The following is a 22,144-nucleotide window of genomic DNA, read 5'->3' as shown; positions in this document are numbered from 1 at the left end:
GCATGACGGGATTGCCCGAGACCATCACCGCCTGCCTGTTCGACCTCGACGGAGTGCTCACCGGTACGGCCGTACTCCACAGCGAAGCCTGGAAACGGACTTTCGACGAGTTTCTGCGCGCCCGCGACGGCGAAAACTTCCGCGAGTTCACCGCGCAGGACTACGCGACCTATGTGGACGGCCGCCCGCGCGCCGACGGCGTCCGCGAATTCCTGCGTTCGCGCGGGATCGAGCTGCCGGAAGGCACGCCCGACGACCCGGTGGACGCCCCGACCGTGAACGGCCTGGGCAACCGCAAGAACGAGCTCGTCCTGAAGATCATCGACGAGCGCGGCGTGAACCCCTACCCCGGTTCGATCCGCTACCTCGAGGCCGTCAAGTCCGCGGGCCTGCACATCGCCGTCGTGACGTCGTCCGCGAACGGCGCGAAGGTGCTCGACGCCGCCGGCCTGAGCAAGTACGTCGAGGCTCGCATCGACGGCCTCGTCATCCGCGAACGGAACCTCAAGGGCAAGCCCGCGCCGGACTCGTTCCTGGCCGGCGCCGCGGCGCTCGGCGTCGAACCCGCGCACGCGGCCGTGTTCGAGGACGCCCAGTCCGGCGTCCAGGCCGGGAAGGCCGGCGGCTTCGGCTACGTCGTGGGCGTGAACCGGGCCGACCAGGCCGCCGAGCTGAAGGCGCACGGGGCCGACATCGTCGTCGACGACCTCGCCGACCTGCTGGAGGATTGATGACCGAAGAAGAACCCCGCGGCTACGAGTGCTCGCCGTGGGAGCTGCGCTGGCGCGGCATGGACGTCGACGCGCTGCAGCGCACCGAGTCCGCGTTCGCGGTGTCGAACGGGCACATCGGGCTGCGCGGCACGCTCGAGGAAGCCGAGCCGCGCGGGCTGCCCGGCACCTACCTCAACGGTTTCTACGAGCAGCACGAACTCCCCTACGCCGAGGCGGGCTACGGCTACCCCGAAGAGGGCCAGACCGTCGTCAACGTGACCGACGGCAAGATCATCCGGCTGCTCGTCGAGGACGAGCCGCTGGACATGCGTTACGGCGCGGCCACCGCGCACGACCGCGTGCTCGACTTCCGCAAGGGCACGCTGAGCCGGACCACCGAGTGGTCGTCGCCGACCGGGCGGCGGGTCCGCGTGCGCACCGAGCGGCTGGTGTCGTTCACCCAGCGCGCGATCGCCGCGATCCGGTACGAGGTCGAGCCGCTCGACGAGGACCTGCAGCTTGTCGTCCAGTCCGACCTGCTGGCCAACGAGCCGATCGAGTCCGACACCAGCGACCCGCGGGTGGCCGCCGCGCTGAACTCGCCGCTGGTCGGCGAGTTCCACCGCGCGTCGGACTACAACGCCGTGCTGGTGCACCAGACCCGCCGTTCGGGGCTGCGGATGGCCGCGGCGATGGACCACAAGATCGAGGTGGACGACGGGATCCGCGCCCGCATCCACTCCGAGGAGGACCTCGCGCGGCTCACCGTCGCGGTCGACGTGCCGAAGGGCGGCCGGCTGCGCATCACGAAGTTCCTCGCCTACGGCTGGTCCGCGCAGCGCTCGGTCCCCGCGCTGCGGTCGCAGGTCGAGGCCGCGCTCGCGGGCGCGCGCCAGACCGGCTGGAAGGGCCTGATCACCGAGCAGCGGCAGTTCCTCGACGACTTCTGGGCCACCTCGGACATCGAGGTCGAGGGCGATCCCGAGCTGCAGCAAGCCGTGCGCTTCGCGCTGTTCCACCTCCTGCAGGCCGGGGCCCGCGGCGAAAGCCGCGCGATCGCGGGCAAGGGCCTGACCGGCCCGGGCTACGACGGCCACGCCTTCTGGGACACCGAGTCGTTCGTCCTGCCGGTGCTGACCTACACGATGCCGGACGCGGCGCGCGACGCCCTCCGCTGGCGTCACTCCACAATGGACAAAGCGCGGGAACGCGCGCACCAGCTGGGGTTGCGCGGCGCGGCGTTCCCGTGGCGGTCGATCAACGGCGCCGAGTGCTCGGCGTACTGGCCGGCGGGCACGGCCGCGTTCCACGTCAGCGCGGACATCGCCGACGCCGTCCTGCGGTACCTCAACGCGACCGGCGACGAGGAGTTCGAGCGCGACTACGGCACCGAGCTGCTGCTGGAAACGGCGCGGCTGTGGGCGTCGCTGGGGCACCACGACCGGCACGGCGACTTCCGCATCGACGGCGTCACCGGGCCCGACGAGTACTCGGCCGTGGCGGACAACAACGTCTACACGAACCTGATGGCGCGCCGGAACCTGCTGGCCGCCGCGGACTCGTGCGAGCGGCACCCGGACGTGGCGGCGCACTTCGGCGTCGACACCGTCGAGCTGGACTCCTGGCGCGCGGCCGCCGCGGCGATGTACCTGCCCTACGACGAAGAGCTCGGCGTACACCCGCAGTCGGAGGGGTTCCTCGACCACGACGAGTGGGACTACGAGCACACCGACATCGCGCACTACCCGCTGCTGCTGCACTACCCGTACTTCGACCTCTACCGCAAGCAGGTCGTGAAGCAGGCGGACCTGGTGCTGGCGCTGCACCTGTGCGGCGACTCGTTCAGCCCGGCGGAGAAGGCCCGCGACTTCGCCTACTACGAGGCGCGGACCGTGCGGGACTCCTCGCTGTCGGCGGGGACGCAGGCGGTGGTCGCGGCCGAGGTCGGGCACCTCGACCTGGCCTACGACTACCTGGCCGAAGCGGCGCTGACCGACCTGCACGACGTGCACAACAACGTGCGCAACGGCCTGCACATGGCGTCGCTGGCCGGGGCGTGGCAGGGCGCGGTGGCCGGCTTCGGCGGCCTGCGCGACCACGGCGGGACGCTGGCGTTCGCGCCGCGGCTGCCGCCGCAGCTGGACCGGATCACCTTCCGGCTGATGTTCCGCGGCACGCGGTTCCAGGTCGAGATCGACCGCGACCAGGCGACCTACCACGTGCTCGACGGCGACCCGCTGGAAGTGCTGCACCACGGCGAGCGCATCACGCTCACCCCGGAGCCGCAGCGGTTCGCGATCCCGAAGATCGACGCGGGCGATCCACCGAAGCAGCCGCCCGGCCGCGCGCCCATGCGGCGCGACTCGGAAAAGCTGCGTCAGTACGCCGAACCGGCGAACCCGATCAGCGAGGTCTACTCCGACTGAGGCGTCACTGCGGGAGGTCGCTGGCGGCCTCCCGCCCGGGTGGGGCCGGGATCTCGTCGGTCCCGCCCGGGCTGACGTCCGGGTCGGGCGCGGTCGGCACGTCGTGCGTCAGCTGGCCCGGTTTCGGCAGCTTCGGGAGTTCGTCGTCTTCGTCGTCCAGGGTGTGGATGCGCTGCTGCTCGCTCATGCTCTCCGGATACCCGGTTTTCCCGGCCACGGCCAGCGGTCAGGCGGCGACGCCTTTGGCCGCCTTCTCCCGCGCGCGGTCCTGCAGGCTGAGCAGCAGACCGTCGCGGGTCGACCAGGGGCAGATCGCGACCTTGCCGCCGGCGACCGTCAGCAGCGCCTCGGCCACGATCGCGCCCGCCAGCGCCTGGTGCGCGCGGCTGCGGGAGATGCCCGGCAGCTTCGCTCGCTTCGACGGCGGCAGCGCGGCGAGCCGCGGGATCCAGTCGCGCAGGTCTTCCAGCCGCAGTTCCTTGCACTTGTTCGGCCGCGCCCCGGCCAGCCGCGCGAGCTGCTGCAGCACCTTCGAGCAGCCGACGACCGTCGGGTCGTCGACGTCCGCGGCAGCGAGCGCGGTGGTCACGACGTCGAGCGCGTGCGCGCGCAGCGCCTTGACCTGCTTGGTCGAAACGCGCTCGCCCGGCAGCCAGTCGCGGGTCATCGACCGCGCGCCCAGCGGCAGCGAACGCGCGAAGGTGGCCTTGTCGCCGCGGCCGGCGGCGAGCTCGACCGTCCCGCCGCCGATGTCGAGGACCAGCAGCGGGCCGGCCTCGACGCCGTACCAGCGGCGGGCGGCCAGGTAGGTCAGCTCGGCTTCCCGGCGGCCGGAGAGGAACCGCAGCTCGACGCCGGTTTCGCCGGCGACGTGCCGGACGACGTCGGCCGCGTTGGCGGCGTCGCGGATCGAGGACGTCGCGAACGGGTAGACGTCGGTGACGCCGTGGCGGTAGGCAGCCGTCATGCCGGCGGCGACGGCGGCCGTGATGTCGGCGATGCCGCGTTCGGTGAGCCGGCCGCGGTCGTCGAGCGCGCGGTCGAGGCGCAGCCGCGTCTGGTGGTTCAGCACCGGCTCGCGCGGCGAGCCGTCGACCGGCACCACGACGAGGCGGGCACTGAACGATCCGACGTCCAGCACGCCCACCGCGGGCTCTTCGATTTTCCGCACGACTCGGCGCACCTCGCTTCCGCCCCGATGGATATCCCCGGTTCGACAGGTCGAAACCAGGAATTCTGCCGGAATTCGTGGCAGTTCGCCGGGAATTGTCGGATTTACCTCCTCCGGATGTGCTCTGTTGACGTGAAGGTCACAGCCGCATAACCCGATCGAGTGAACCAGGACACCCCTGGACACGATTCGGTAACGCCCGTTCCCGCTCTCCCGACTTACCGGCGTGCGGCAGGGGAAGTTCGTCGGGCCGGCCGCCGCCGTGCTCGCGGTGGTGGCCGGGCTCGGTTGTGTCCTGCTCGGCGTCACGACCGTGCTGGCGCCGAGCGTGCCGCTCACCCCGGGCGCGGCGGCCGAGGACCGGCCGGCCACGGGTGTCCTGCCCACCGCGCTGGTGATCCCCGACCTCGGACTCGCCGTGAGCCACCTCGTCGACCTCGGCCACATCGCCGGCCGCCGCGAGCAGCCCGGCACGGCCCAGGGTGTCGGCTGGTTCGCCGACGGACCTGCTCCGGGCGCCCCGGGCGTGGCCGTGCTGTCCGGGCACGCGGGCTTCGGGTTCTCGCGAGGCGCGTTCGCCCACCTCGGAACCCTCCAGCCGGGCGCGGCGGTCCTGGTCCGCGACGACGACGGCCGCGAAGCGCGTTTCACGGTCCGGCGGACGGAGACGTTCCCGCCGGACGAGCCGGACAGCACGCTCGTCGCCCCGGACGGGTCGGGCGCCGAGCTGCGACTGATCACCAGCGACGGGACCCACGACTTCGCCGGCGTGGACACGCCGCGGGTGGCCGTGTACGCGACGCCGGTCTAGCGGCTCAGCCGAGCAGCTCGCGCAGCTGGGCCACCGCCGCCACGCGTGCCTCGCGGCCCGGGAGCAGCGGGTTGACCACCAGCGTCGTCGCGCCCGCTTCCTTGAACGCCGCCAAGCGCTCCTTCACGTACCCCGCCGGGCCGACCAGCGAAATCGAGCGCAGCAGCTCGACCGGCACGGCCGCCGCGGCCTCTTCCTTCTTGCCGTCCAGGTACAGGTCCTGGATCAGCTTCGCCTCGGCCTCGTAGCCGTAGCGGCAGGCGAGGTCGTTGTAGAAGTTCTTGCCCCGCGCGCCCATGCCGCCGACGTAGAGCGCCACGATCGGGCGCAGGTGGTCGAGCAGCGGCTCGACGTCGTCGCCGATCGCCAGGGCGGCGCTGACGAACGTGTCGAGCTCGCCCAGCGCCGGGTCGCGCTTGGCCTTGCCCGCCGCCAGGGACTCGCCCCAGACGTCGGCCGCCTTCTCCGGGTGGAAGAAGATCGGCTGCCAGCCCTCGGCGATTTCCGCGGTGAGCGCGACGTTCTTCGGCCCGAGCGAGGCCAGCAGCACCGGGATGCGCTCGCGCACCGGGTGGTTGATCAGCTTGAGCGGCTTGCCGAGGCCGGTGCCCTGCTCCGGCGGCAACGGGATCGTGTAGTGCTTGCCGTCGTGGACCACGCGTTCGCGGCGCCACACCTGGCGGCAGATCTCGACGATCTCGCGGGTGCGGGCCAGCGGCGCGTCGTACTTCACGCCGTGGAAGCCCTCGATGACCTGCGGCCCGGAGGCGCCGAGCCCGAGGATGAACCGCCCGTCGGAGACGAAGTCGAGGCCGGCCGCGGTCATCGCGGTCAGCGTCGGCGTGCGCGTGTAGATCTGGAAGATGCCCGACGCGAGCTGGACGCGCTCGGTCTTCGCCGCCAGGTAACCGAGCTGGCTCACGGCGTCGAAGGAGTAGGCCTCGGGAACGAACGCGACGTCGAGCCCCACCTTCTCCAGCTCGACGATGTCCGCGACGCTGTCGGCGAAGCCTCCGGCGTAGTTGATCGCGGTCCCGATCCGCATGGCCACCTCCGTTGCTGAGCAAGCGCTTAGCCGGAGCTTACTGGGGCCGGGCGCCGCGCGCCGGGACGATGTGCGCGCCGCCACTCAGGCGGGCTCCCCTTCCGCGGCGGCCAGGAGGCTGCGGGCGGTGTCGGCCACCGTTTCCCCGACCGGGCGGGGCCGCCAGCCGAGCACGGTCCTCGCCTTGGTGGTGCGGATGACGGGCACGCGGCCGAGGCGAGCGGCCGCTTCCCGCAGGGCCGGATCGGTTTCGGCCGCGGTGCGCACCTGCTCGGCGGTCAGCTCGGTCGTGGTCACGGCGTGCCCGCTTCCGGCGAGGATCCGGGCCGGCCCGAGGAAACCGATCGGCTCCCAGGCCGCGGCGAGGAACCGCTCCCCCGCGGCCCGGGGATGGGTCATCGCCCGTACGTGCAGGTCGGCCACGTCGCGGACGTCGGCCACGTCGCGGACGTCGGCCACGCCGAAGTACAGCGGCGGCACCACCGGCACCGCGCCGTCGAGCATCGCCCGCACCAGCGAGACCGACGACGACAGGCGCCCGCCGAGGACCGGTCCGAAGATGCCGGCCGGGTTGATCACCGCCAGCTCCGGGCCGCCCGCCACCCGCACCTGCTCCCACGCGGCGCGTTCGGCGATCACCTTCGACCGGACGTAGGCACTGTTGGGATCGGCGAGGTCCGTCCAGTCGGCTTCGGTGTACTTCTCCCGCGGCGCGGCGCTGTACCCGATCGCGGCGAACGACGACGTCAGCACGATCCGCCGGACCCCGGCCTCCCGCGCCGCGGCCAGGACCCGCACGGCGCCGTCGCGCGCCGGGCGGATCACCTCGTCGTCGTTTTCGGGCGCGGCGGGCGGGAACGGAGACGCGAGGTGGAGGACGTAGTCCACGCCTCGGTCGCCGCGGCCCAGCCGGCGTCGGCGTCGAGATCCGCGGCCACCACCTCCAGGTCACCGGGCCCGGCGGCGGCCCGGACCTCGGCCGCGCGGTCGAGGTCGCGCACGGTGGTGCGGACCCGGTGGCCGTCGGCCGGCAGCCGCGCGAGGGTGTGGCCGCCGAGGTACCCGGTAACCAGGACGAGCGCTCGGTCGTCGTTCATGTCAGTCCTTTGTGGATGGTCAGAATCGGTCGATCAGCGACCGGAGCGGCGGGAGGAGCCGGTGCGCCGAGCCGGTGTCGCCGCGGTCGCGGGCGTCCCAGAGCCGCGCCTTGAGCCGGAGGTACTCCAGCCGCAGGCGCAACCGCTCGATCTCGGCTTCCAGCCGGTCGGCGTGGTGGTCGAACAGGTCACGCTGCTCGTAGTAGCGCAACGTCGGCTCGCTGAGCCCGCTGCGCCGGGACGCCTCGAGGATCGTCAACCACAGCTGCTCGACTCCGGCCGCCATGGGAGCCAGCGTGCGGGACTTCAAGCACTTGAAGTCAACGCGCCCGGCCGGTGGGCCGGATCACACCCGATCGAGGCCGCCGCTCAGCGGCCGGTCAGGGTGCGGACCACCAGCTCCGCCGAGGCGCCGGCCCCGAGCGTCGTCCCGGCGTAGCGGACGTCGGCGGCGAGCGTGCCGGGCGGCGGGTCGTCCCGGACCGTGAGCCACACCGTGACCATCAGCAGCCAGCGGACCACCAGGTAGACGAACAGCAGCACGCCGACGAGCGTGCCGAACGCCGCGACCGCGGGCGACCGGCCGAGCAGGTGCAGGTACAGGCCGCCGGCCTGCTGGAGCGCGGCGAGCCCGACGGCGGCGGCCCCGGCCGGGCGCAACGTCGACCGCAGCGGCAGCGGCCGGCGCGGCAGGCGGGCCAGGCACCACGCGATGACCAGCCAGTTCGCCGCGAGGCCGAGCAGCAGCGAACCCGCGACGAGGACGAACTGCGCGAACCCGCCGGCCAGCCCGGTCAAGCCGAGCAGCCACGTCCCGGCCGCGCCGGTGAGCGCGGCCAGCCCGAACGACACGGCCATCGCGAGCCCGACCCCGACCAGCGCCAGGACGTCCGCGGCGATCCCGCGCAGCAGCGGCCGGGTGGTGCGCTCCTGCCCGAGCATCGCGGTGACGGCGTCGCGGACGTTGCTGATCCAGCTCCAGCCCGAGTACGCGGCGACGGTCAGCGCGAGCAGCCCGATCCGCCCGCGTTCCCCGACGACGGTGTGCACGACGTCGTTGACCCGCCCGGCAATCTCGGGTGGCAGGGCGCCGTCGATGACCCGGTCGAGCTCGGTGGCGAGCAGCCGGTCGCCGGCCAGCACGAACCCGGCCACCGAGACGGCGACCATGACCAGCGGCACCAGCGCGAGCAGGCTGAAGAAGGTGACCGCGGCGGCGTAGTGGTCGCCGTCGCGTTCGCGGTACCGGGCGAGCGTCGCCCCGACCCGCCGGAGCGGTTTCCTCACGACGGCTTTGTCCACCGGCCGACCCTCTCATCCGCACGTGTCCCCCGCAGTCCGGACCCGGTGGCCGGGGGAACGTCACGCGTCAGCCGGGGACGACCGTGCCGCGCACCTCCCCGAAGCCGATCCGCGTGCCGCCCGGCCCCGGGGCCGTCGCGCTGATCGCGACCTCGTCGCCGTCCTCCAGGAACGTGCGGGTCTGACCGTCCGGGAGGTCGAGTGGTTCCCGGCCGCCCCAGGACAGTTCGAGGAACGAGCCGCGCTGGTCGCGCTCCGGGCCGGTGACGGTGCCCGAGGCGAACAGGTCGCCGGTGCGCAGGCTCGCGCCGTTGGCCGTCAGGTGCGCCAGCTGCTGCGGCGCCGTCCAGTACTGCGTCGCGAACGGCGGGCTGGACACGAGATGGCCGTTGAGCCGGACTTCGATCGCCAGGTCGAGGCCCCACTTCTCGGTGGTGCGCAGGTAGTCGAGCGGCTGCGGGTCCTGCGGCGGGCCGTCGACCCGCGCGTGCTCGAGCGCGGCGAGGGGGACGATCCACGGCGACACCGACGTCGCGAACGACTTGCCGAGGAACGGGCCCAGCGGCTGGGACTCCCAGGCCTGGAGGTCGCGGGCCGACCAGTCGTTGACCAGGCAGACGCCGAAGACGTGGTCCGCGAAGCCCGCGGTGGACACCCGGGTGCCCGGAACGCCGACCACGAACCCGACTTCGGCTTCGATGTCCAGCCGCTGCGACGGGCCGAAGGAGGGCGCATCGGCGGTGCGCGGCTTGCGTTGCCCGTGCGGGCGGACGACGGGCGTGCCGGACGCGACGACCGTGCCCGCCCGGCCGTGGTAGGCGATGGGCAGGTGCTTCCAGTTCGGCGGCAGCTCGGCGGCATCGGGCCGGAAGATCCGGCCGGCGTTGAGGGCGTGCTGCTCGCTGGAGTAGAAGTCGACGTAGTCGGCGACTTCGAAGGCGAGGTGCGTGGTGACCTCGGCCAGCGGGTGGAGGTGCGGGCGGAGCTGGTCGGCGTAGCGGGGTTCGGTGAGCCAAATCCGGAGGTTTTCGCGTACCTCCCGCCAGGTGTCGGGCCCGGCGGCGAGCAGGGGGTTGAGGACGCCACCGGCGACCAGCGGCGCGAATGGGGCGGCGGTCTCCTCGGCGGCGGCAGTCAGGTCGAGGACGTGCTCACCGACGGGCACGCCGATGCGCCGCTCGGGCGCGCCGCCGACGGAAAAGACGCCGTAGGGCAGGTTGTCCAGGCCGAACGGGGTGTCGTCGGCGAGGTCGAGCCAGGTCACGTGTGCTCCTCAGGTCGAATGTCCGCAATGGACGGTGGCCGGCCGGGGTTGCGAGGCCGGCCGGGGGTGGCGAGGCCGCCCGCGGGTGGCGCCGACCGGCCAGGTCGCTGCCCGGGTGATGCCACCTCCGACCGGCCAGGTCGCCGGCCGGCGGCCGGGTCAAGCCAGCTCCCGCCCGCCAGGGGCGCCCCGGCCGGCCTGGCCCCGCGCCCTGGCGGCCGGGTGAAACCGGCCGCCACCTCCCTAGTGGATCCCCTTCGCGCGGGCCGCCACCCACTCGGACACCACGTCGGCCAGGACCGGGAGCGGGACCGTTCCGCTGCCCAGCACCGTGTCGTGGAACTCGCGGATGTCGAACCGGTCGCCCAGCGCCTGCTCCGCCTCCGTCCGCAGTCGCTCGATCTCCAGGCGGCCCACCATGTACCCCAGCGCCTGGCCCGGGTGGCCCGCGTAGCGGTCGATCTCCGCCTCGATCTCGATCCGGGCCATCGGCGTGTTCTCGACCAGGTAGTCCACCGCCCGCTGCCGGCTCCAGCCCAGCGCGTGCAGGCCCGTGTCGACCACCAGCCGCGCCGCGCGCATCGAATCCTGCGTCAGCAAGCCGATCCGGGCCACGTCGTCGGAGTACAGCCCCATCTCGTCGGCCAGCCGCTCCGCGTACAGCCCCCAGCCCTCGGCGTACGCGTTGAACATGCCGATCCGGCGCAGCAGCGGGACTCCCGTCAGCTGCTGCGCGAGCGTCAGCTGGAAGTGGTGCCCCGGCACGGCTTCGTGGAAGGCCACCGCCTCCCCGAGCGTCCGCTGCCGCTGGTCGGCCTCGTGCGTGTTCGCGTAGTACGTGCCCGGGCGCGAACCGTCCAGCGACGCGTCGATGTAGTACGCGATCGAGCCGCTTTCCGCCTCGGCGGCCGGCACCGGCGCGACCTCGCACTTCTGCTCCGGGACCCGCAGGAACCATTGCGGTGCCACGGCTTCCGCCCGCGCGATCGTCGTCCGCGCCGCGTCCAGCAGTTCGTCGCCGTCGCGCCAACGCAACGCCGGGTCCGTGCGGATCCGGTCGAAGATCTCCGCGAGGTCCGTGGTGCCGAACACCTTCGACCCGAGCTCGCGGTACTCCCCCACCAGCCGCTCGATGATCGCCAGCCCGGTGTCGTGCAGGTCCTGGGCCGTGCGCTCGGTCGTCGTCTCCGCGCGGATCAGCGCCGCGTACCGCTCCGCGCCGCCCGGCAGATCGCCGATGCCCGGGGACGACTCCGGCCGCGAGACCGGCACGACCTCGTCGGCCAGGAAGTCGCGGTACCGCGCGTACGCGGGCCGCACGACCTCGGCCAGCAACCGGTCGCGCTCGGCCTCGAGCCCGTGGACCGGCACCTTCAGCGGGTCGCCGTCCGGCGCCGCGAGGTACCGCTCGACGTAGCCGACGCCGATGCGCGCCAGGAACTCCGGCGGCGTCAGGCCCGCGGCGAGCGCGGCCCGCTGCCGCTCGATCAGCTGGTCCAGGTACGTCCCGATCGCGCCGAGGCGGCTCAGGTAGCCGCGGGCCTTGGCCTCGTCGTCGAGCACCGTCTGCGGCAGCATCATCAGCAGTTCCAGCGCCGGCGCGGCCAGCCCGTCGCTCACCGCGATGTCCGCGCGGCCCGAGTCCAGCACGTCGATCAGCGTGCGGGCCTGCCAGATCACGACGTCCCGCGTGACGCGCTCGGCGGGCGGCAGCGCCTCGAGCGCCTCGGCCCGCGCGATGAGCGCGGCGAACCCGGCGCGCTGCCGGGCGATCGCCTCGGCGGACTGGTCGGCGAGCTTGTCGTGCGCACCGGGCAGGCCGTAGAGCGACGGCAGCAGCGGCTGCGCCTCGAACATCAGCTCCAGGCACTCGTCGGCCAGCCGGTCGGCGGTGTCGCCCTGGGCCGCGACCCAGTCCGTGACCACCTTGGCCAGCGCCGACAGCGGCAGCATGCCGTGGCCCAGCACGACTTCGTGGAACGCGCGGATGTCGAAGCGGTCGCCGAGCGCCTCCTCGCACTCGGCGCGCAGCCGCTGGATCTCCAGCCGCCCGACCATGTACCCGAGGGCCTGGGCCGGCCAGCCGGCGTACCGGTCGATCTCCGCCTCGATCTCCATCCGCGCCATCGGCGTGTGGTCGACGAGGTAGTCGATCGCCTGCTGCCGGCTCCAGCCCAGCGCGTGCATCCCGGTGTCGACGACGAGCCGGCCCGCCCGCATCGAATCCTGCGTGAGCATGCCCAGCCGGGCCACGTCGTCGGAGTACAGGCCCATCTCGTCGGCGAGCCGCTCCGCGTAGAGGCCCCAGCCTTCGGCGTAGGCGTTGAACATGCCGATCCGGCGCAGCAGCGGCAGGTCCGTCAGCTCCTGGGCCAGGTTGAGCTGGAAGTGGTGGCCCGGCACGGCTTCGTGGAACGCGATCGCCTCGCTGGTGAAGCGCGGGCGCTTGTCGGCCTCGTACGTGTTGGCGTAGTAGGTTCCCGGCCGCGTGCCGTCGAGCGACGGCTGGAGGTAGTACGCGATCGTGCCGCTCGCCGCGTCGGCCTCGGGCACCGGCGCGACCTCGCACTTCTCCGCCGGGATGCTCGAGAACCACCGCGGTGCCACGGCTTCCGCGCGCGCGATGGCGTCGCGGGCCGCGGCCAGCAGCTCCTCGCCGTCACGCCAGCGCAGCTCGGGGTCGGTGCGCAGCCGCTCGAAGATTTCGGTGAGTTCGGTGGTACCGAAGACTTTTTGCCCCAGTTCGCGGTACTCGTCCGCGAGCTTCGCGATTAGCGCCAGCCCGGTGTCGTGCAGGTCCTGGGCCGTGCGCTCGGTCGTCGTCTCCGCGCGGATCAGCGCGGCGTACCGCTCCGCGCCGCCCGGCACGTGCCCGATGCCGGGCGCGGTGTCGGGCCGGCCGACCGGCTCGACCTCGGTGCGCAGGAAGTCGCGGTAGCGCACGTAAGCGGGGTGGACGACCTCGGCGAGCAGCCGGTCGCGCTCGGCTTCGAAGCCCTCGACCGCCGCGGTGGTGCCCACCTTCAGCGGGTCGGACTCCGGCGCGGCGAGGTAGCGCTCGATGTACTCGATGCCGACGCGGGCGAGGTAGGCCGCCGGAACGAGCCCGTCGGCCAGGCTCTCGCGCTGCCGCTCGGTCAGCTGCTCGAGGTACGTGCCGATCGCCGCGAGCCGGGCCAGGTAGCCGCGTGCCTTCTTCTCGTCGTCGAGCTTGTAGTGGGGCAGGTACAGCAGCAGCGCCAGTGCGGGCGCGGTCAGCCCGTCGCTGACCGCGATGTCGGCGCTGCGGGCGCCGAGTCGGTCGGCCTCGACCTCGGCGGCCGCGACCACGACCTCGCGCGTCACGGCCTCTTCCGCCGTCAGCGCCTCGGCGGGCAGCGCGCGGGCCCGGGCGGCGAGCTCCCGGTAGGCGGCGCGGTACTTCTCCTGCGCCGCCCGGCTCTGGTCGGCGAGCCGGTCGTGGTCGCCGGGCAGCCCGTAGACCGACGGGAACAGCGGCTCGTGCTCGAAGGTCAGCTCGACCAGCTCGGCGGCCAGGCCGTTCGCCGTGTCGCCGTGGCCGGCCACCCATTCGTCGACGGCGGAGGCCAGCGCCGACAGCGGCAGCGCGCCCCCGGCGAGCACCAGGTCGTGGAACGCGCGGATGTCGAACCGGGAGCCGAGCCGCTCCTCGGCGCGGGCGCGGATCCGCTGGATCTCCAGCCGCCCCACCATGTACGCCAGCGCCTGGCCGGGCCACGCGATGTAGCGGTCGACCTCCGCCTCGATCTCCACCCGGGCCATCGGCGTGTGCTCGGCGAGGTAGTCGACGGCCTGCTGCCGGCTCCAGCCCAGGGCGTGCAGGCCGGTGTCGACGACCAGCCGGCCGGCCCGCATCGAGTCGGCGGTCAGCATGCCCAGCCGCGCGACGTCGCCGGAGTACAGCCCCATCTCCTCGGCGAGGCGCTCGCTGTAGAGGCCCCAGCCCTCGGTGTAGGCGGTGAAGCTGCCGATGCGGCGCAGCAGCGGCAGGTCGGTCAGGCCGGTCGCGACGCTCAGCTGGAAGTGGTGCCCCGGCACGGCTTCGTGGAACGCGACCGACTCGGCCGTGTGCCGGAACCGTTCGGTGGCCTCGTAGGTGTTCGCGAAGTAGATGCCCGGGCGGGAGCCGTCGGCGGCCGGGCGCAGGTAGTACGCCGGGGGCGCGCCGGGCGCGGCTTCCTCCGGCACCGCTTCGACCAGGCACGGCTGCGACGGCACGGTCCCGAACCACTTCGGGGCCTCCGCGGTCGCGCGGGCGACGGCGGTGCGGGCGGTGTCCAGCAGCTCTTCGGCGCCGGTCCAGCGCAGGGCGGGGTCGGTGCGCAAGCGCCGGAAGATCTCCGCCAGGTCGTCGGTGCCGAACACCCGCTGCCCCAGCTCGCGGTACTCGGCGGCCAGCGAGTCGATGATGTCGAGCCCGGTCCGGTGCAGCTCCTCCGGCGTCCGGTCGGTGGTCGTGTGCACCTTCGCCAGGCGCGCGTACGTCTCGTCGCCACCCGGCAGCCACTTCAGACCGGGCTGCTCGGCGGGCCGGCCGTGCGGCTTGACGTCGGTGACGAGGAACTCGCGGTACTCGGCGAAGGCCGGGCGGACGACGTCGGCGAGCAGCTCGTCGCGGCGGCGCTCGAACTCCTCGTCCGGCGCCGGCTGGCGGCGCAGTGGATCGGTGGCCGGGTCGGCGAGGTAGCGGTCGAGGTGCGCGACCGCGGCCTCGACCAGGTGCGCCACCGGGGTGCGCCCGGCGGCGATGCCGTCGGCGTGCCGCCGGGCGGCCTGGCGCAGGTACGCCGGGATGGCGGCGAGCCGGCCGAGCTGGGCCTCGGCGGTGTCGCCCGCCGAGACCGTCGCCATCGGCAGCACCATCAGCAGCGACGCCGCGGGCGCCACCATGACGTCGGTGACCGTGAACTCGGTCATCCGGCTGTCGATCGCGGCGACGCGGTCTTCCGCCGTGGCGATGAGGACTTCGCGGGTGACGCGGTCTTCGGCCGACAGCTCCCCGGCGTCCAGCGCGCGGGCCCGCTCGGCGAACGCCGCGAGCGTGGCCCGGTGCGCTTGTTCGGCCTCGGCGGACAGGTCCGGCAAGCCGGGCTCGGCCGGCCGGATACCCAGCAGGGCGGGCGTCAGCGGATCGGCGGCGAACAGCGCTTCGACGAACTCCTCGGCGAGTTCGGTGACCGCGGTCATGGGCAGGACCCCCAGCTTTCGGTGTTGTGCTCGGAACCGACCCTAACGGAGATCACCGACAAGAACGGTGAGCCGCCGGGCGGGGCCGGGCGCGGGTGGATCTGCGAGGTGGCCCTGCCGGGCGCGGGCGGCGCAGGCACCCGCCACGGACGGCGGGCGCAGGCCGCGCACACAAATCTGCGAGGCGGTCCCGCTGGGCACGGACGGCGCAGGCGGGCACGGGTGGCGCAGGTGGGCACGAGCGGCGCAGGCAGGCGGGCGCATCGCCAAGGCGGCACCGCTGGGCGGGGCCGGCGCACGCGGGCGTGGGTGGCGCAGACGGGCGCGGGTTGCGCACGTGGGCGCGGGTTGCGCACGTGGGCGCGGGTTGCGCAGGCGGGCACGGGTTGCGCAGGTGGATCGGCAAGGCGCCGCCGGGCGGGCCCGGCACACGCGGGCGCGGGCTGCGCAGGCGGGCGCGGGTGGCGCAGGTGGATCGGCAAGACGGCGCCGGGCGGACCCGGCACACGCGGGCGCGGGTGGCGCACGCGGGCACGGATGGCGCAGGCGGGTGCCGGCGGCGCAGTCGGAACGGCAAGGCGCCGCCAGGCGGGGCCGGCGCGGGCGGATCGGTGAGGCGGTAGCGTTCAGCGGGTGGCCGTGACCGATCCCGTGGACATCCGCTTGCTCGCCGCGCTTGCCGAGCTCGGCAAGACCGCGGTGCACGAGCTGGCGGCCAAGGTCGGCATGGATCCCCGCGAGGTCGCCTACCGGCTGGTCGCCCTGTCCGGCAGCGGGCTGCCGCTGCTCGTCGGCGTCGAGAGCGATCCGCAGGGCTTGCGGGCGGCCATCGCGGGCGCGCCGCCGTCGTGGGCGAACCGGCCGCCGCAGCAGCAGTTCGCGCCGCCGTCGCACCCGGTGCCCCAGCAGCCCGCGCCGCCGATGCCGCCCGGCCCGGGGCCGCAGGGCGTGCCTTCGGGTCCGTACAACGTGCAAGGCGCGCCTTCGGGTCCGTACGCCGTCCAAGGCGCTCCTTCGGGTCCGTACAACGTCCAGGGCACGCCGTCTGGGCGCCACCCGGGCCCGCCGCCGCGCCCGCAGTTCAGCCCGCCGCCGGTACCGGTCGATCCCGTGGTGAGCACGTGGGGCCTGCCGCAGACGGCGTCGTGGGCGCGCGGTGACGAGCCCGCCCGGCCGGCCGGCACCGGCAAGAAGGGCAAGCTCGGCGAGGTCATGGCGACCCAGGGCCTGGAGGGCGAACAGCTGACGGTGCAGCTGCTGGAGGTCCAGGACCCGGCGGACTACCTGTTCGGTGCGGCGGGCTACCGCCTGGAGGCGGGCGAACGCGCGGTCGTCGTGCACACCGAGATCACCAACCGCGGCTCGATCCCCTTCGCGTCGCTGCCGGACAACTACCTCGAGCTGCTCGCCGCCGACGGCACCGCGATCGGCAAGGCGCCGGTGTCGCTGACGTCCCGGCCGCCGCACAAGATCGGCGTCAAACCGGGCGAAACCCTGGGCGGCCACACCGTGTACGTCCTGCCGGACGCGACGCGCGTGGTTTCGGTGCGCTGGAGCCCCCGGCCGGAGCCGGACGAGCGCACGCTCACCTGGTCGATCGAAGACTAGTAGCTCTCGTCGCGCAGGATTTCCAGGGCCTTCGCCAGGTCGTCCGGGTACTCGGACTCGAACTCGACCCAGCGGCCGTCCGCCGGGTGCGCGAACGCCAGCGTCTTCGCGTGCAGCCACTGGCGGCTCAGGCCGAGGTGCCGGGCCAGGACGGGGTCCGCGCCGTACGTCAGGTCGCCGACGCAGGGGTGGCGCAGCGCCGAGAAGTGGACGCGGATCTGGTGCGTCCGCCCGGTTTCCAGCTTGATGTGCGCCAGCGACGCCGCCCGGAACGCCTCGACGACCTCGTAGTGCGTGACGCTCGGGCGGCCGCCCTGGACGACCGCGAACTTGTAGTCGTGCCGCGGGTGGCGGTCGATCGGGGCGTCGATCGTGCCGCGCATCGGGTCGGGGTGGCCCTGGACGATCGCGTGGTAGCCCTTGTCGACCGTGCGTTCCTTGAACGCGCGCTTCAGCACGGTGTACGCGTGCTCGCTCTTGGCCACCACCATCACGCCGGTGGTGCCGGCGTCGAGCCGGTGCACGACGCCCTGGCGCTCGGCCGCGCCCGACGTCGCGATGCGCAGGCCGGCCGCGGCGAGGCCGCCGACGACGGTCGGGCCGGTCCAGCCCGGGCTCGGGTGCACGGCGACGCCGACCGGCTTGGAGATCACGACGATGTCGTCGTCGTCGTGCAGGATCTGCATGCCTTCGACCGGCTGCGCGACGACCTCGACGGGGTTCGCGGGCTCCGGCAGGGTGATCTCCAGGAGGCCGCCCCCGGAGAGCCGGTCGGACTTGCCCGCGGGACGGCCGTCGAGCAGCACGTCGCCGGATTCGGCGAGTTCGGCGACGACGGTCCGCGACAGGCCGAGCAGCTTGGCGAGGCCGGCGTCGACCCGCATCCCGTCGAGCCCGTCGGGCACCGGGAGCATCCGCGAGCTCACGCCTGCTCCTCCTGCTGCTCCGGCGCTTCGGCCTTCTTCTTGTCCTTGGTCGACGTGCCGTCGTAGTCCTTGCCCAGCAGCGAAAGCAGCACGATCAGCGCGCCGCCGACGCAGATCGCCGAGTCGGCGATGTTGAAGATCGCGAAGCCCTTGCCGTTCGGGGCGAACGCCGAGATGAAGTCGACGACGTGGCCCTGCAGCCCGCCGGGCGCGCGGAAGATGCGGTCGGTGAGGTTGCCGGTCGCGCCGGCGAGCACCAGGCCGAGGCCGATGGCCCAGCCGATCGAGCGCAGCCGCCGCGACAGCCAGATGATCGCGATGACGACGGCGAGGGCGACCAGCGCGAGCACCCACGTCATGCCGGTGGCCATCGAGAAGGCGGCACCCGGGTTGCGGATCACCTGCAGGTAGATCAGCCCGCCGAGGATCCGGACCGGCTCCTTGCCCTCGAGGTTGGCGGCGACCAGGTTCTTCGTCACCAGGTCGATCGCCCAGAACACGACGGCGACCGCGAACACCCAGCCCACGCGGCGCTTCGGCAGCGGCGTCGCCGGCTCTTCCGGCGTCTCCTGCACGGTCTCGGGCGCCACCTCGGCGGCTGCGTCGGTGTCGGGCTCGGAGTGGCTGGGCTCGGTGCTCACCGCTCCATTCTCCACGGTGCTGGTCAGGCCGTGTCGGCGGCGGTGACCGGCCCGCGCAGGAGCACGGCGAACAGCAGGCCCGCCGCCATCAGCGCACCCGCCGGCGGGGTCGGGAAAACCACCGTGACCAGGACGGACACCGCATCGACAGCCCCCAGGAACCGGGCGGCACCAGCAGGCCGAGCGCGGCGCGCCCGTCCCCGGGCAGCCGCGGCTCCAGCGCGCCGACCAGGTCGAGCAGCGGGACGGCCGCCGGCGCGCCCAGGGTGCCGAGCCCGAACCGGACGGGCCGCGGCGGCGTGCCCGCCGGGACTACCGGTACCCGCCCGCCACGGCGAGCACCACGCAGGCCAGCCGGCCGAGCGACCACGTCGGTGGCGGTGGCGATACCCGAGAGCGGGTTGCCGGGGAGGCCGGTGCCGCCGATCTCACCGGTGCCCCGGGTCAGCTGGTGGCCCCGTGCGCGCGGTGTCCTTCGGCAACAACTCGACCGCCACCCTCACCAGCAGGGCGAACCCCGGCGCCGCCAACGGGAACCAGGACCGCCGCGAACTCCCCGTCACGGCAGGGCCTCGCGCGCCGGGCGCAGGAGGGCAGCGAACGCCGCGGTCAGCAGGACGGCCGCCGAGAGGAGGACGCCCACCAGGTCCGCCGAGAGCACCACCGCGATCACCGCGAACGCCGCCGCGGCGAGCAGGACGAGCTTGCTGCGCTCGTACGCGGCGAGCACCAGCAGGCCGAGGGTGGCCAGCAGCGGGCCGCGCAGCTCGTCGCCGAGCCGGAACTGCCACGACCCGACCAGGTCGAGCAGCGGCACGGCGAGGAGCGCGCCGATCGTGCCGAGGACGAACCACCCGGTGCGGACGGGCCGCAGGGCGAGCGCGTACCAGACCGCCGTGCCGATCAGCACCACACCGAGCGCGACCAGCCAGGCCGCGCCCGTGGGAAGGCCTCGTCCCAGGGAATAGAAGGCGTCCTGGGTCAGCCATTGGGCGCGGCCGTACTGCGCCACCCCGGGTGGGGCCGCCGGCCGGAGGAGGAGGTTCGCGGCTTGGTCCTGGGCCGGGCTGCGGCGCGACAGCAGCTGCAGCGCCACCATGCCGATCTGCGTCAGCCCGAGCAGTGCCAACGGAAACCAGAACCGCCGCTCTCTCCCCATCGGGCCAGGCTAGCGCTCAGCAGAACGGCGGCAGCTCACGCGGGTCGCCGACCGGGGCCCAGCGGCCGTCCACCCTCGCGTACTCCCAGCGGGCCCCGCGCGCGACGATCTGGCGCAGCGCCCGCACCACGCGGTCGACGTGCTCCTCGGTGCTGCCGAGGCCGAGGCTGACGCGGATCGCCTGCTGCCCGGCGCCCCCGGTGACGCCGATCAGGCGCTTGGCGGCGATGTGGGCGCAGAAGGCGCCGTCGCGGACGCCGATGCCGTACTCCGCCGACAGCACCGCGGCGAGCCAGCCCGGGTCGAAGCCGTCGACGACGAAGCTGACCGTGCCGACGCGGTCGACCGGCGCGTCGAACAGCCGCAGCTCGGCGCAGCCCGGGATGCCTTCGAGTCCCTTGCGCAGCCGGGTGAGCAGGGCCTGCTCGTGGTTTGCGATCGCGGCCCAGTTTTCGCCGAGGGTTTCGCACGCGACGCCGAGCGCGTAGACGCCGACGGTGTTGGGCGAGCCGGCTTCGTGACGCTCGGGCCCGGTGTTCCAGACGACGGCGTCCTCGGTGACGAGCTTGGTCGCGCCGCCGCCGGCGAGGTACGGCCGGGCGGCGCGCAGCCAGTCGGCGCGCCCGATCAGGGCGCCCGCACCGAAGGGCGCGTACAGCTTGTGGCCGGACAGGGCGACGTAGTCGACGTCCAGGTCCTTGATCGAGATCCGGCGGTGCGGGGCGAGCTGGGCGGCGTCGAGCGCGATGCGCGCGCCGTGCCTGCGCGCCACGGCGGCGATTTCGGCGACGGGGAGCAGCTCACCGGTCACATTGGACGCTCCCGTGACGACGACCAATCGCGGTCCCTGCGGGGCATCCGCGAGGGCTTCGTCCACAGCGGACACTGCCGCGAGGCGGGTGCGCGGGGTCGGGATCCGCCGGACGTTCGGGCCCTGCCACGGCAGCAGCGCGGCGTGGTGCTCGGTGTCGAAGACGACCACCGTGGTGTGCCGCGGCAGGCTGCGGGCGAGCAGGTTGAAGGAGTCGGTGGTGTTGCGGGTGAACACGACGGTGTCGGTCCGGCGGGCGTCGACGAAACGGCGAAGGACGTCGCGAGTGCGTTCGTAGAGCTTGGTGGAGACCTGGGACGCGAAGCCGGCGCCGCGGTGGACGCTGGCGTACCAGGGCAGGAATTCGTCGACCTTCGCGCGGACGGCGTCGAGACAAGGGGCGCTCGCAGCGTGGTCGAGGTTGGCGTAGCCGATCGTCTCGCCCGTGACGAGCGGGACGCGCAGGGCGGCCCCCGCGACGGTCGGGATGTCTTGCGTGACAACGGTTTTCGCGGTGACGGCGGCCAGGGTGGTCGTGCTGGTGCGGTCGATGGCGAGAGTCATCGGTGCCTCCTCGGCGGTCCGGGGGACCCCGGCGAGGGGCCCGCGCTTGCCCGTCGCACGGCGCGACCGGCCCGGTCTTCACCCGGGGCACCCCACCGCGGTAGGAGGGTTGCCGGCCAGCAAGCCGGGGCTTCGCGCTGGCACTCATGACCTGAGCCCGAAGGTAACCGAGAACGCGGCCGGCGGCCAACCCCCGCCTCACATTCTGAGACGCCGCTCACACACGGTGAGGCCTCAGAGCTTCGCGCGGAACCGTCCCGGGAGCTGCGTGATGGCGTTGTCCGCGAGGTGCGTCGCGGTGCCGGTGTACTGCTCGGCTCCCGCGGTGAAGCGCCAGCCACCGATGGTCTTGCCGTCGACGGGCTCGCCATCGGCCTGGGCGACGGCCGTCGAGACCTCCGCGAAGGACTTGCCGTCCCAGTTCGCGGCGTCGGGCACGGTCCAGAGCGTGAAGTGCACGTGGGCGCCGGTGCTGCTGCCGCCGCACGGGAGCGCGTTGCCGGTCGACCCGAGGACGGTCCCGGCCTCGACGTGCTCACCGTCGGTGACCTTGATGCCTTCCATGTGGTAGTACCCGGTCCGCCAGCCGCCGGCGTGGTCGATGGTGACCCAGTCGCCACCGGCGCAGTGCTGCAGGTGGACGGTCCCGGCCAGAGGTGCGCGCACGGTCCGGTCGGCCGGGCTGAAGTCGATGGCGTTCTTGACGCCGGTGCTGCCGTCGTCGGAGTGGATGCCGGCGGAGTAGACCTGCTGACCGGCCTTGAACGGCAGGGCGAGTGCCGGGAACGGAGCCACCTCGGCGATCGCGGCCGGCGCGCCGAGCAAGCCGAGGGCCGCGGTCATCGCGACGGCGAGAACCGTCCGGCGAGTGTGCAGTTTCGTCACCGTGCGTACTCCTTTGGCTTAACGCTCACCCATTCGAACTAACCGGATCGGGCGGAGAGTAGGCCAAAGGTTGGATCATTGGGAAGATTCCGGACGGGGAAGATCACCCTTGCGGGAAAAGATCACCAGGTCGGCGCGGAGAGTGGACAGGGACCGGACAAGGCGCGGTTCAGGGGGCCGCGCAGGGTGCGGCGGCCGCGCGCTTGGCGGCTCAGCTCATGCGGCGGGGGCTGCGCAGCCGCAGCTAGCAGCGCCGACTCGCGCCTCGGACGGGCCAGCTCACCCGGTCGGGCCACGCAGCCAGACCCAGCAGCACCGATCCGCGCTCCCCGCCGCCAGCTCACCCGGCCCGGGCCGGACCGCCGCAGCTAGGAGCGCCGACTCGCGCTCCCAACGGCCCAGCTCGCTGCCTTTGCCGACCGCGTCGCGCCCGAGCACCGCCTCGCCCGGGCGGCAGCTCGTCCACCCCAGCCGCCGCGGATTCGTCCGATCGGTCACAGCGCGGCCACGACC

General features: G+C 73.5%; 19 protein-coding genes and 1 riboswitch. Of the genes, 4 read left to right on the top strand and 15 right to left on the bottom strand.

The genetic code is table 11. The features are described from left to right. Positions 1-2 precede the first annotated feature (2 nt). Positions 3-731: an HAD family hydrolase gene (locus tag ACZ7OH_RS22420; protein ID WP_470282524.1), complete on the top strand. Its 729-nt coding sequence runs from the start codon at positions 3-5 to the stop codon at positions 729-731. Beyond that, on the top strand, positions 731-3,139 hold the full coding sequence (locus ACZ7OH_RS22415) for a glycoside hydrolase family 65 protein (RefSeq protein ID WP_470282523.1): 2,409 nt from the start codon (positions 731-733) through the stop codon (positions 3,137-3,139). Before ACZ7OH_RS22420 ends, ACZ7OH_RS22415 begins: the two co-directional genes overlap by 1 nt. A 4-nt stretch (positions 3,140-3,143) precedes the next feature. Here ACZ7OH_RS22415 and ACZ7OH_RS22410 read toward each other — a convergent pair whose 3' ends face one another. Both ACZ7OH_RS22410 and ACZ7OH_RS22405 read right to left on the bottom strand, forming a co-directional pair. After that, entirely contained in the window at positions 3,144-3,326 is a 183-nt protein-coding gene (locus tag ACZ7OH_RS22410) for a hypothetical protein (RefSeq protein WP_470282522.1), read from the bottom strand. 39 nt (positions 3,327-3,365) lie between these two features. Continuing rightward, positions 3,366-4,310, bottom strand: coding sequence for a Ppx/GppA phosphatase family protein (locus ACZ7OH_RS22405; RefSeq protein WP_470282521.1), 945 nt, complete (start codon positions 4,308-4,310; stop codon positions 3,366-3,368). Positions 4,311-4,536: 226 nt separating this feature from the next. Here ACZ7OH_RS22405 and ACZ7OH_RS22400 point away from each other — a divergent pair, with 226 nt between their 5' ends. Then, complete coding sequence (locus tag ACZ7OH_RS22400) at positions 4,537-5,121, top strand: class F sortase (RefSeq protein ID WP_470282520.1); 585 nt, start codon at positions 4,537-4,539, stop codon at positions 5,119-5,121. Between the two features lie 4 nt (positions 5,122-5,125). Here the strand turns inward: ACZ7OH_RS22400 and ACZ7OH_RS22395 are convergent, their stop codons facing one another. The 7 genes from ACZ7OH_RS22395 to ACZ7OH_RS22365 all read right to left on the bottom strand — a co-directional run bounded on the left by ACZ7OH_RS22395 (position 5,126) and on the right by ACZ7OH_RS22365 (position 15,037). Then, a complete protein-coding gene (locus ACZ7OH_RS22395) occupies positions 5,126-6,166 on the bottom strand; it encodes an LLM class F420-dependent oxidoreductase (protein ID WP_470282519.1) in 1,041 nt (346 codons plus the stop codon). A gap of 84 nt (positions 6,167-6,250) precedes the next feature. After that, positions 6,251-7,054, bottom strand: a complete 804-nt coding sequence (locus tag ACZ7OH_RS22390; RefSeq protein WP_470282518.1) for an NAD-dependent epimerase/dehydratase family protein — start codon at positions 7,052-7,054, stop codon at positions 6,251-6,253. Continuing rightward, positions 6,988-7,263 carry a hypothetical protein gene (locus tag ACZ7OH_RS22385; protein WP_470282517.1) on the bottom strand — a complete coding sequence of 92 codons (276 nt, stop codon included), beginning with the start codon at positions 7,261-7,263 and terminating at the stop codon, positions 6,988-6,990. Before ACZ7OH_RS22385 ends, ACZ7OH_RS22390 begins: the two co-directional genes overlap by 67 nt. A gap of 19 nt (positions 7,264-7,282) precedes the next feature. Beyond that, positions 7,283-7,549: a hypothetical protein gene (locus ACZ7OH_RS22380; protein ID WP_470282516.1), complete on the bottom strand. Its 267-nt coding sequence runs from the start codon at positions 7,547-7,549 to the stop codon at positions 7,283-7,285. A gap of 83 nt (positions 7,550-7,632) precedes the next feature. After that, entirely contained in the window at positions 7,633-8,550 is a 918-nt protein-coding gene (locus tag ACZ7OH_RS22375; RefSeq protein ID WP_470282515.1) for a YhjD/YihY/BrkB family envelope integrity protein, read from the bottom strand. Between the two features lie 82 nt (positions 8,551-8,632). After that, on the bottom strand, positions 8,633-9,829 hold the full coding sequence (gene fahA / locus ACZ7OH_RS22370; protein ID WP_470282514.1) for a fumarylacetoacetase: 1,197 nt from the start codon (positions 9,827-9,829) through the stop codon (positions 8,633-8,635). Positions 9,830-10,072: 243 nt separating this feature from the next. After that, positions 10,073-15,037 (bottom strand): DUF885 domain-containing protein, encoded by a 4,965-nt coding sequence (locus tag ACZ7OH_RS22365; RefSeq protein WP_470282513.1) that lies wholly within the window; start codon positions 15,035-15,037, stop codon positions 10,073-10,075. Positions 15,038-15,670: 633 nt separating this feature from the next. Between ACZ7OH_RS22365 and ACZ7OH_RS22360 the strand changes: the two genes are divergently transcribed. Then, positions 15,671-16,645 (top strand): AsnC family protein, encoded by a 975-nt coding sequence (locus ACZ7OH_RS22360; protein ID WP_470282512.1) that lies wholly within the window; start codon positions 15,671-15,673, stop codon positions 16,643-16,645. On the opposite strand, the gene ACZ7OH_RS22355 is transcribed toward ACZ7OH_RS22360, so the two are convergent. The 6 genes from ACZ7OH_RS22355 to ACZ7OH_RS22330 form a co-directional block, all read right to left on the bottom strand. Continuing rightward, positions 16,642-17,571, bottom strand: a complete 930-nt coding sequence (locus ACZ7OH_RS22355) for an RluA family pseudouridine synthase (protein WP_400905333.1) — start codon at positions 17,569-17,571, stop codon at positions 16,642-16,644. The two genes, ACZ7OH_RS22360 and ACZ7OH_RS22355, sit on opposite strands and share 4 nt — an antisense overlap. Then, positions 17,568-18,146: a signal peptidase II gene (gene lspA, locus ACZ7OH_RS22350; RefSeq protein WP_470282607.1), complete on the bottom strand. Its 579-nt coding sequence runs from the start codon at positions 18,144-18,146 to the stop codon at positions 17,568-17,570. Before lspA ends, ACZ7OH_RS22355 begins: the two co-directional genes overlap by 4 nt. Before the next feature lie 625 nt (positions 18,147-18,771). Further along, positions 18,772-19,371: a hypothetical protein gene (locus ACZ7OH_RS22345; protein ID WP_470282511.1), complete on the bottom strand. Its 600-nt coding sequence runs from the start codon at positions 19,369-19,371 to the stop codon at positions 18,772-18,774. A 16-nt stretch (positions 19,372-19,387) separates the two neighbouring features. After that, complete coding sequence (locus ACZ7OH_RS22340; RefSeq protein ID WP_470282510.1) at positions 19,388-20,746, bottom strand: aminotransferase class V-fold PLP-dependent enzyme; 1,359 nt, start codon at positions 20,744-20,746, stop codon at positions 19,388-19,390. A 37-nt stretch (positions 20,747-20,783) separates the two neighbouring features. Continuing rightward, positions 20,784-20,898, bottom strand: a riboswitch (SAM riboswitch). Between the two features lie 82 nt (positions 20,899-20,980). Beyond that, positions 20,981-21,631, bottom strand: a complete 651-nt coding sequence (locus ACZ7OH_RS22335) for a M23 family metallopeptidase (RefSeq protein ID WP_470282509.1) — start codon at positions 21,629-21,631, stop codon at positions 20,981-20,983. 279 nt (positions 21,632-21,910) lie between these two features. Then, positions 21,911-22,129, bottom strand: a complete 219-nt coding sequence (locus ACZ7OH_RS22330) for a hypothetical protein (RefSeq protein ID WP_470282508.1) — start codon at positions 22,127-22,129, stop codon at positions 21,911-21,913. Between the last annotated feature and the right edge of the window lie 15 nt (positions 22,130-22,144).

The sequence above is a fragment of the Amycolatopsis sp. NPDC114478 genome (assembly GCF_055633805.1).
This window is presented reverse-complemented; position numbering and strand designations above follow the sequence as displayed.

Coding starts and splice junctions, on each gene's coding strand:
- ACZ7OH_RS22365 (WP_470282513.1), bottom strand. CDS start 15,037: ATGACCGCGGTCACCGAACTCGCCGAGGAGTTCGTCGAAGCGCTGTTC.
- ACZ7OH_RS22415 (WP_470282523.1), top strand. CDS start 731: ATGACCGAAGAAGAACCCCGCGGCTACGAGTGCTCGCCGTGGGAGCTG.
- ACZ7OH_RS22340 (WP_470282510.1), bottom strand. CDS start 20,746: ATGACTCTCGCCATCGACCGCACCAGCACGACCACCCTGGCCGCCGTC.
- ACZ7OH_RS22410 (WP_470282522.1), bottom strand. CDS start 3,326: ATGAGCGAGCAGCAGCGCATCCACACCCTGGACGACGAAGACGACGAA.
- ACZ7OH_RS22420 (WP_470282524.1), top strand. CDS start 3: ATGACGGGATTGCCCGAGACCATCACCGCCTGCCTGTTCGACCTCGAC.
- ACZ7OH_RS22385 (WP_470282517.1), bottom strand. CDS start 7,263: ATGAACGACGACCGAGCGCTCGTCCTGGTTACCGGGTACCTCGGCGGC.
- ACZ7OH_RS22345 (WP_470282511.1), bottom strand. CDS start 19,371: ATGGGGAGAGAGCGGCGGTTCTGGTTTCCGTTGGCACTGCTCGGGCTG.
- ACZ7OH_RS22380 (WP_470282516.1), bottom strand. CDS start 7,549: ATGGCGGCCGGAGTCGAGCAGCTGTGGTTGACGATCCTCGAGGCGTCC.
- ACZ7OH_RS22395 (WP_470282519.1), bottom strand. CDS start 6,166: ATGCGGATCGGGACCGCGATCAACTACGCCGGAGGCTTCGCCGACAGC.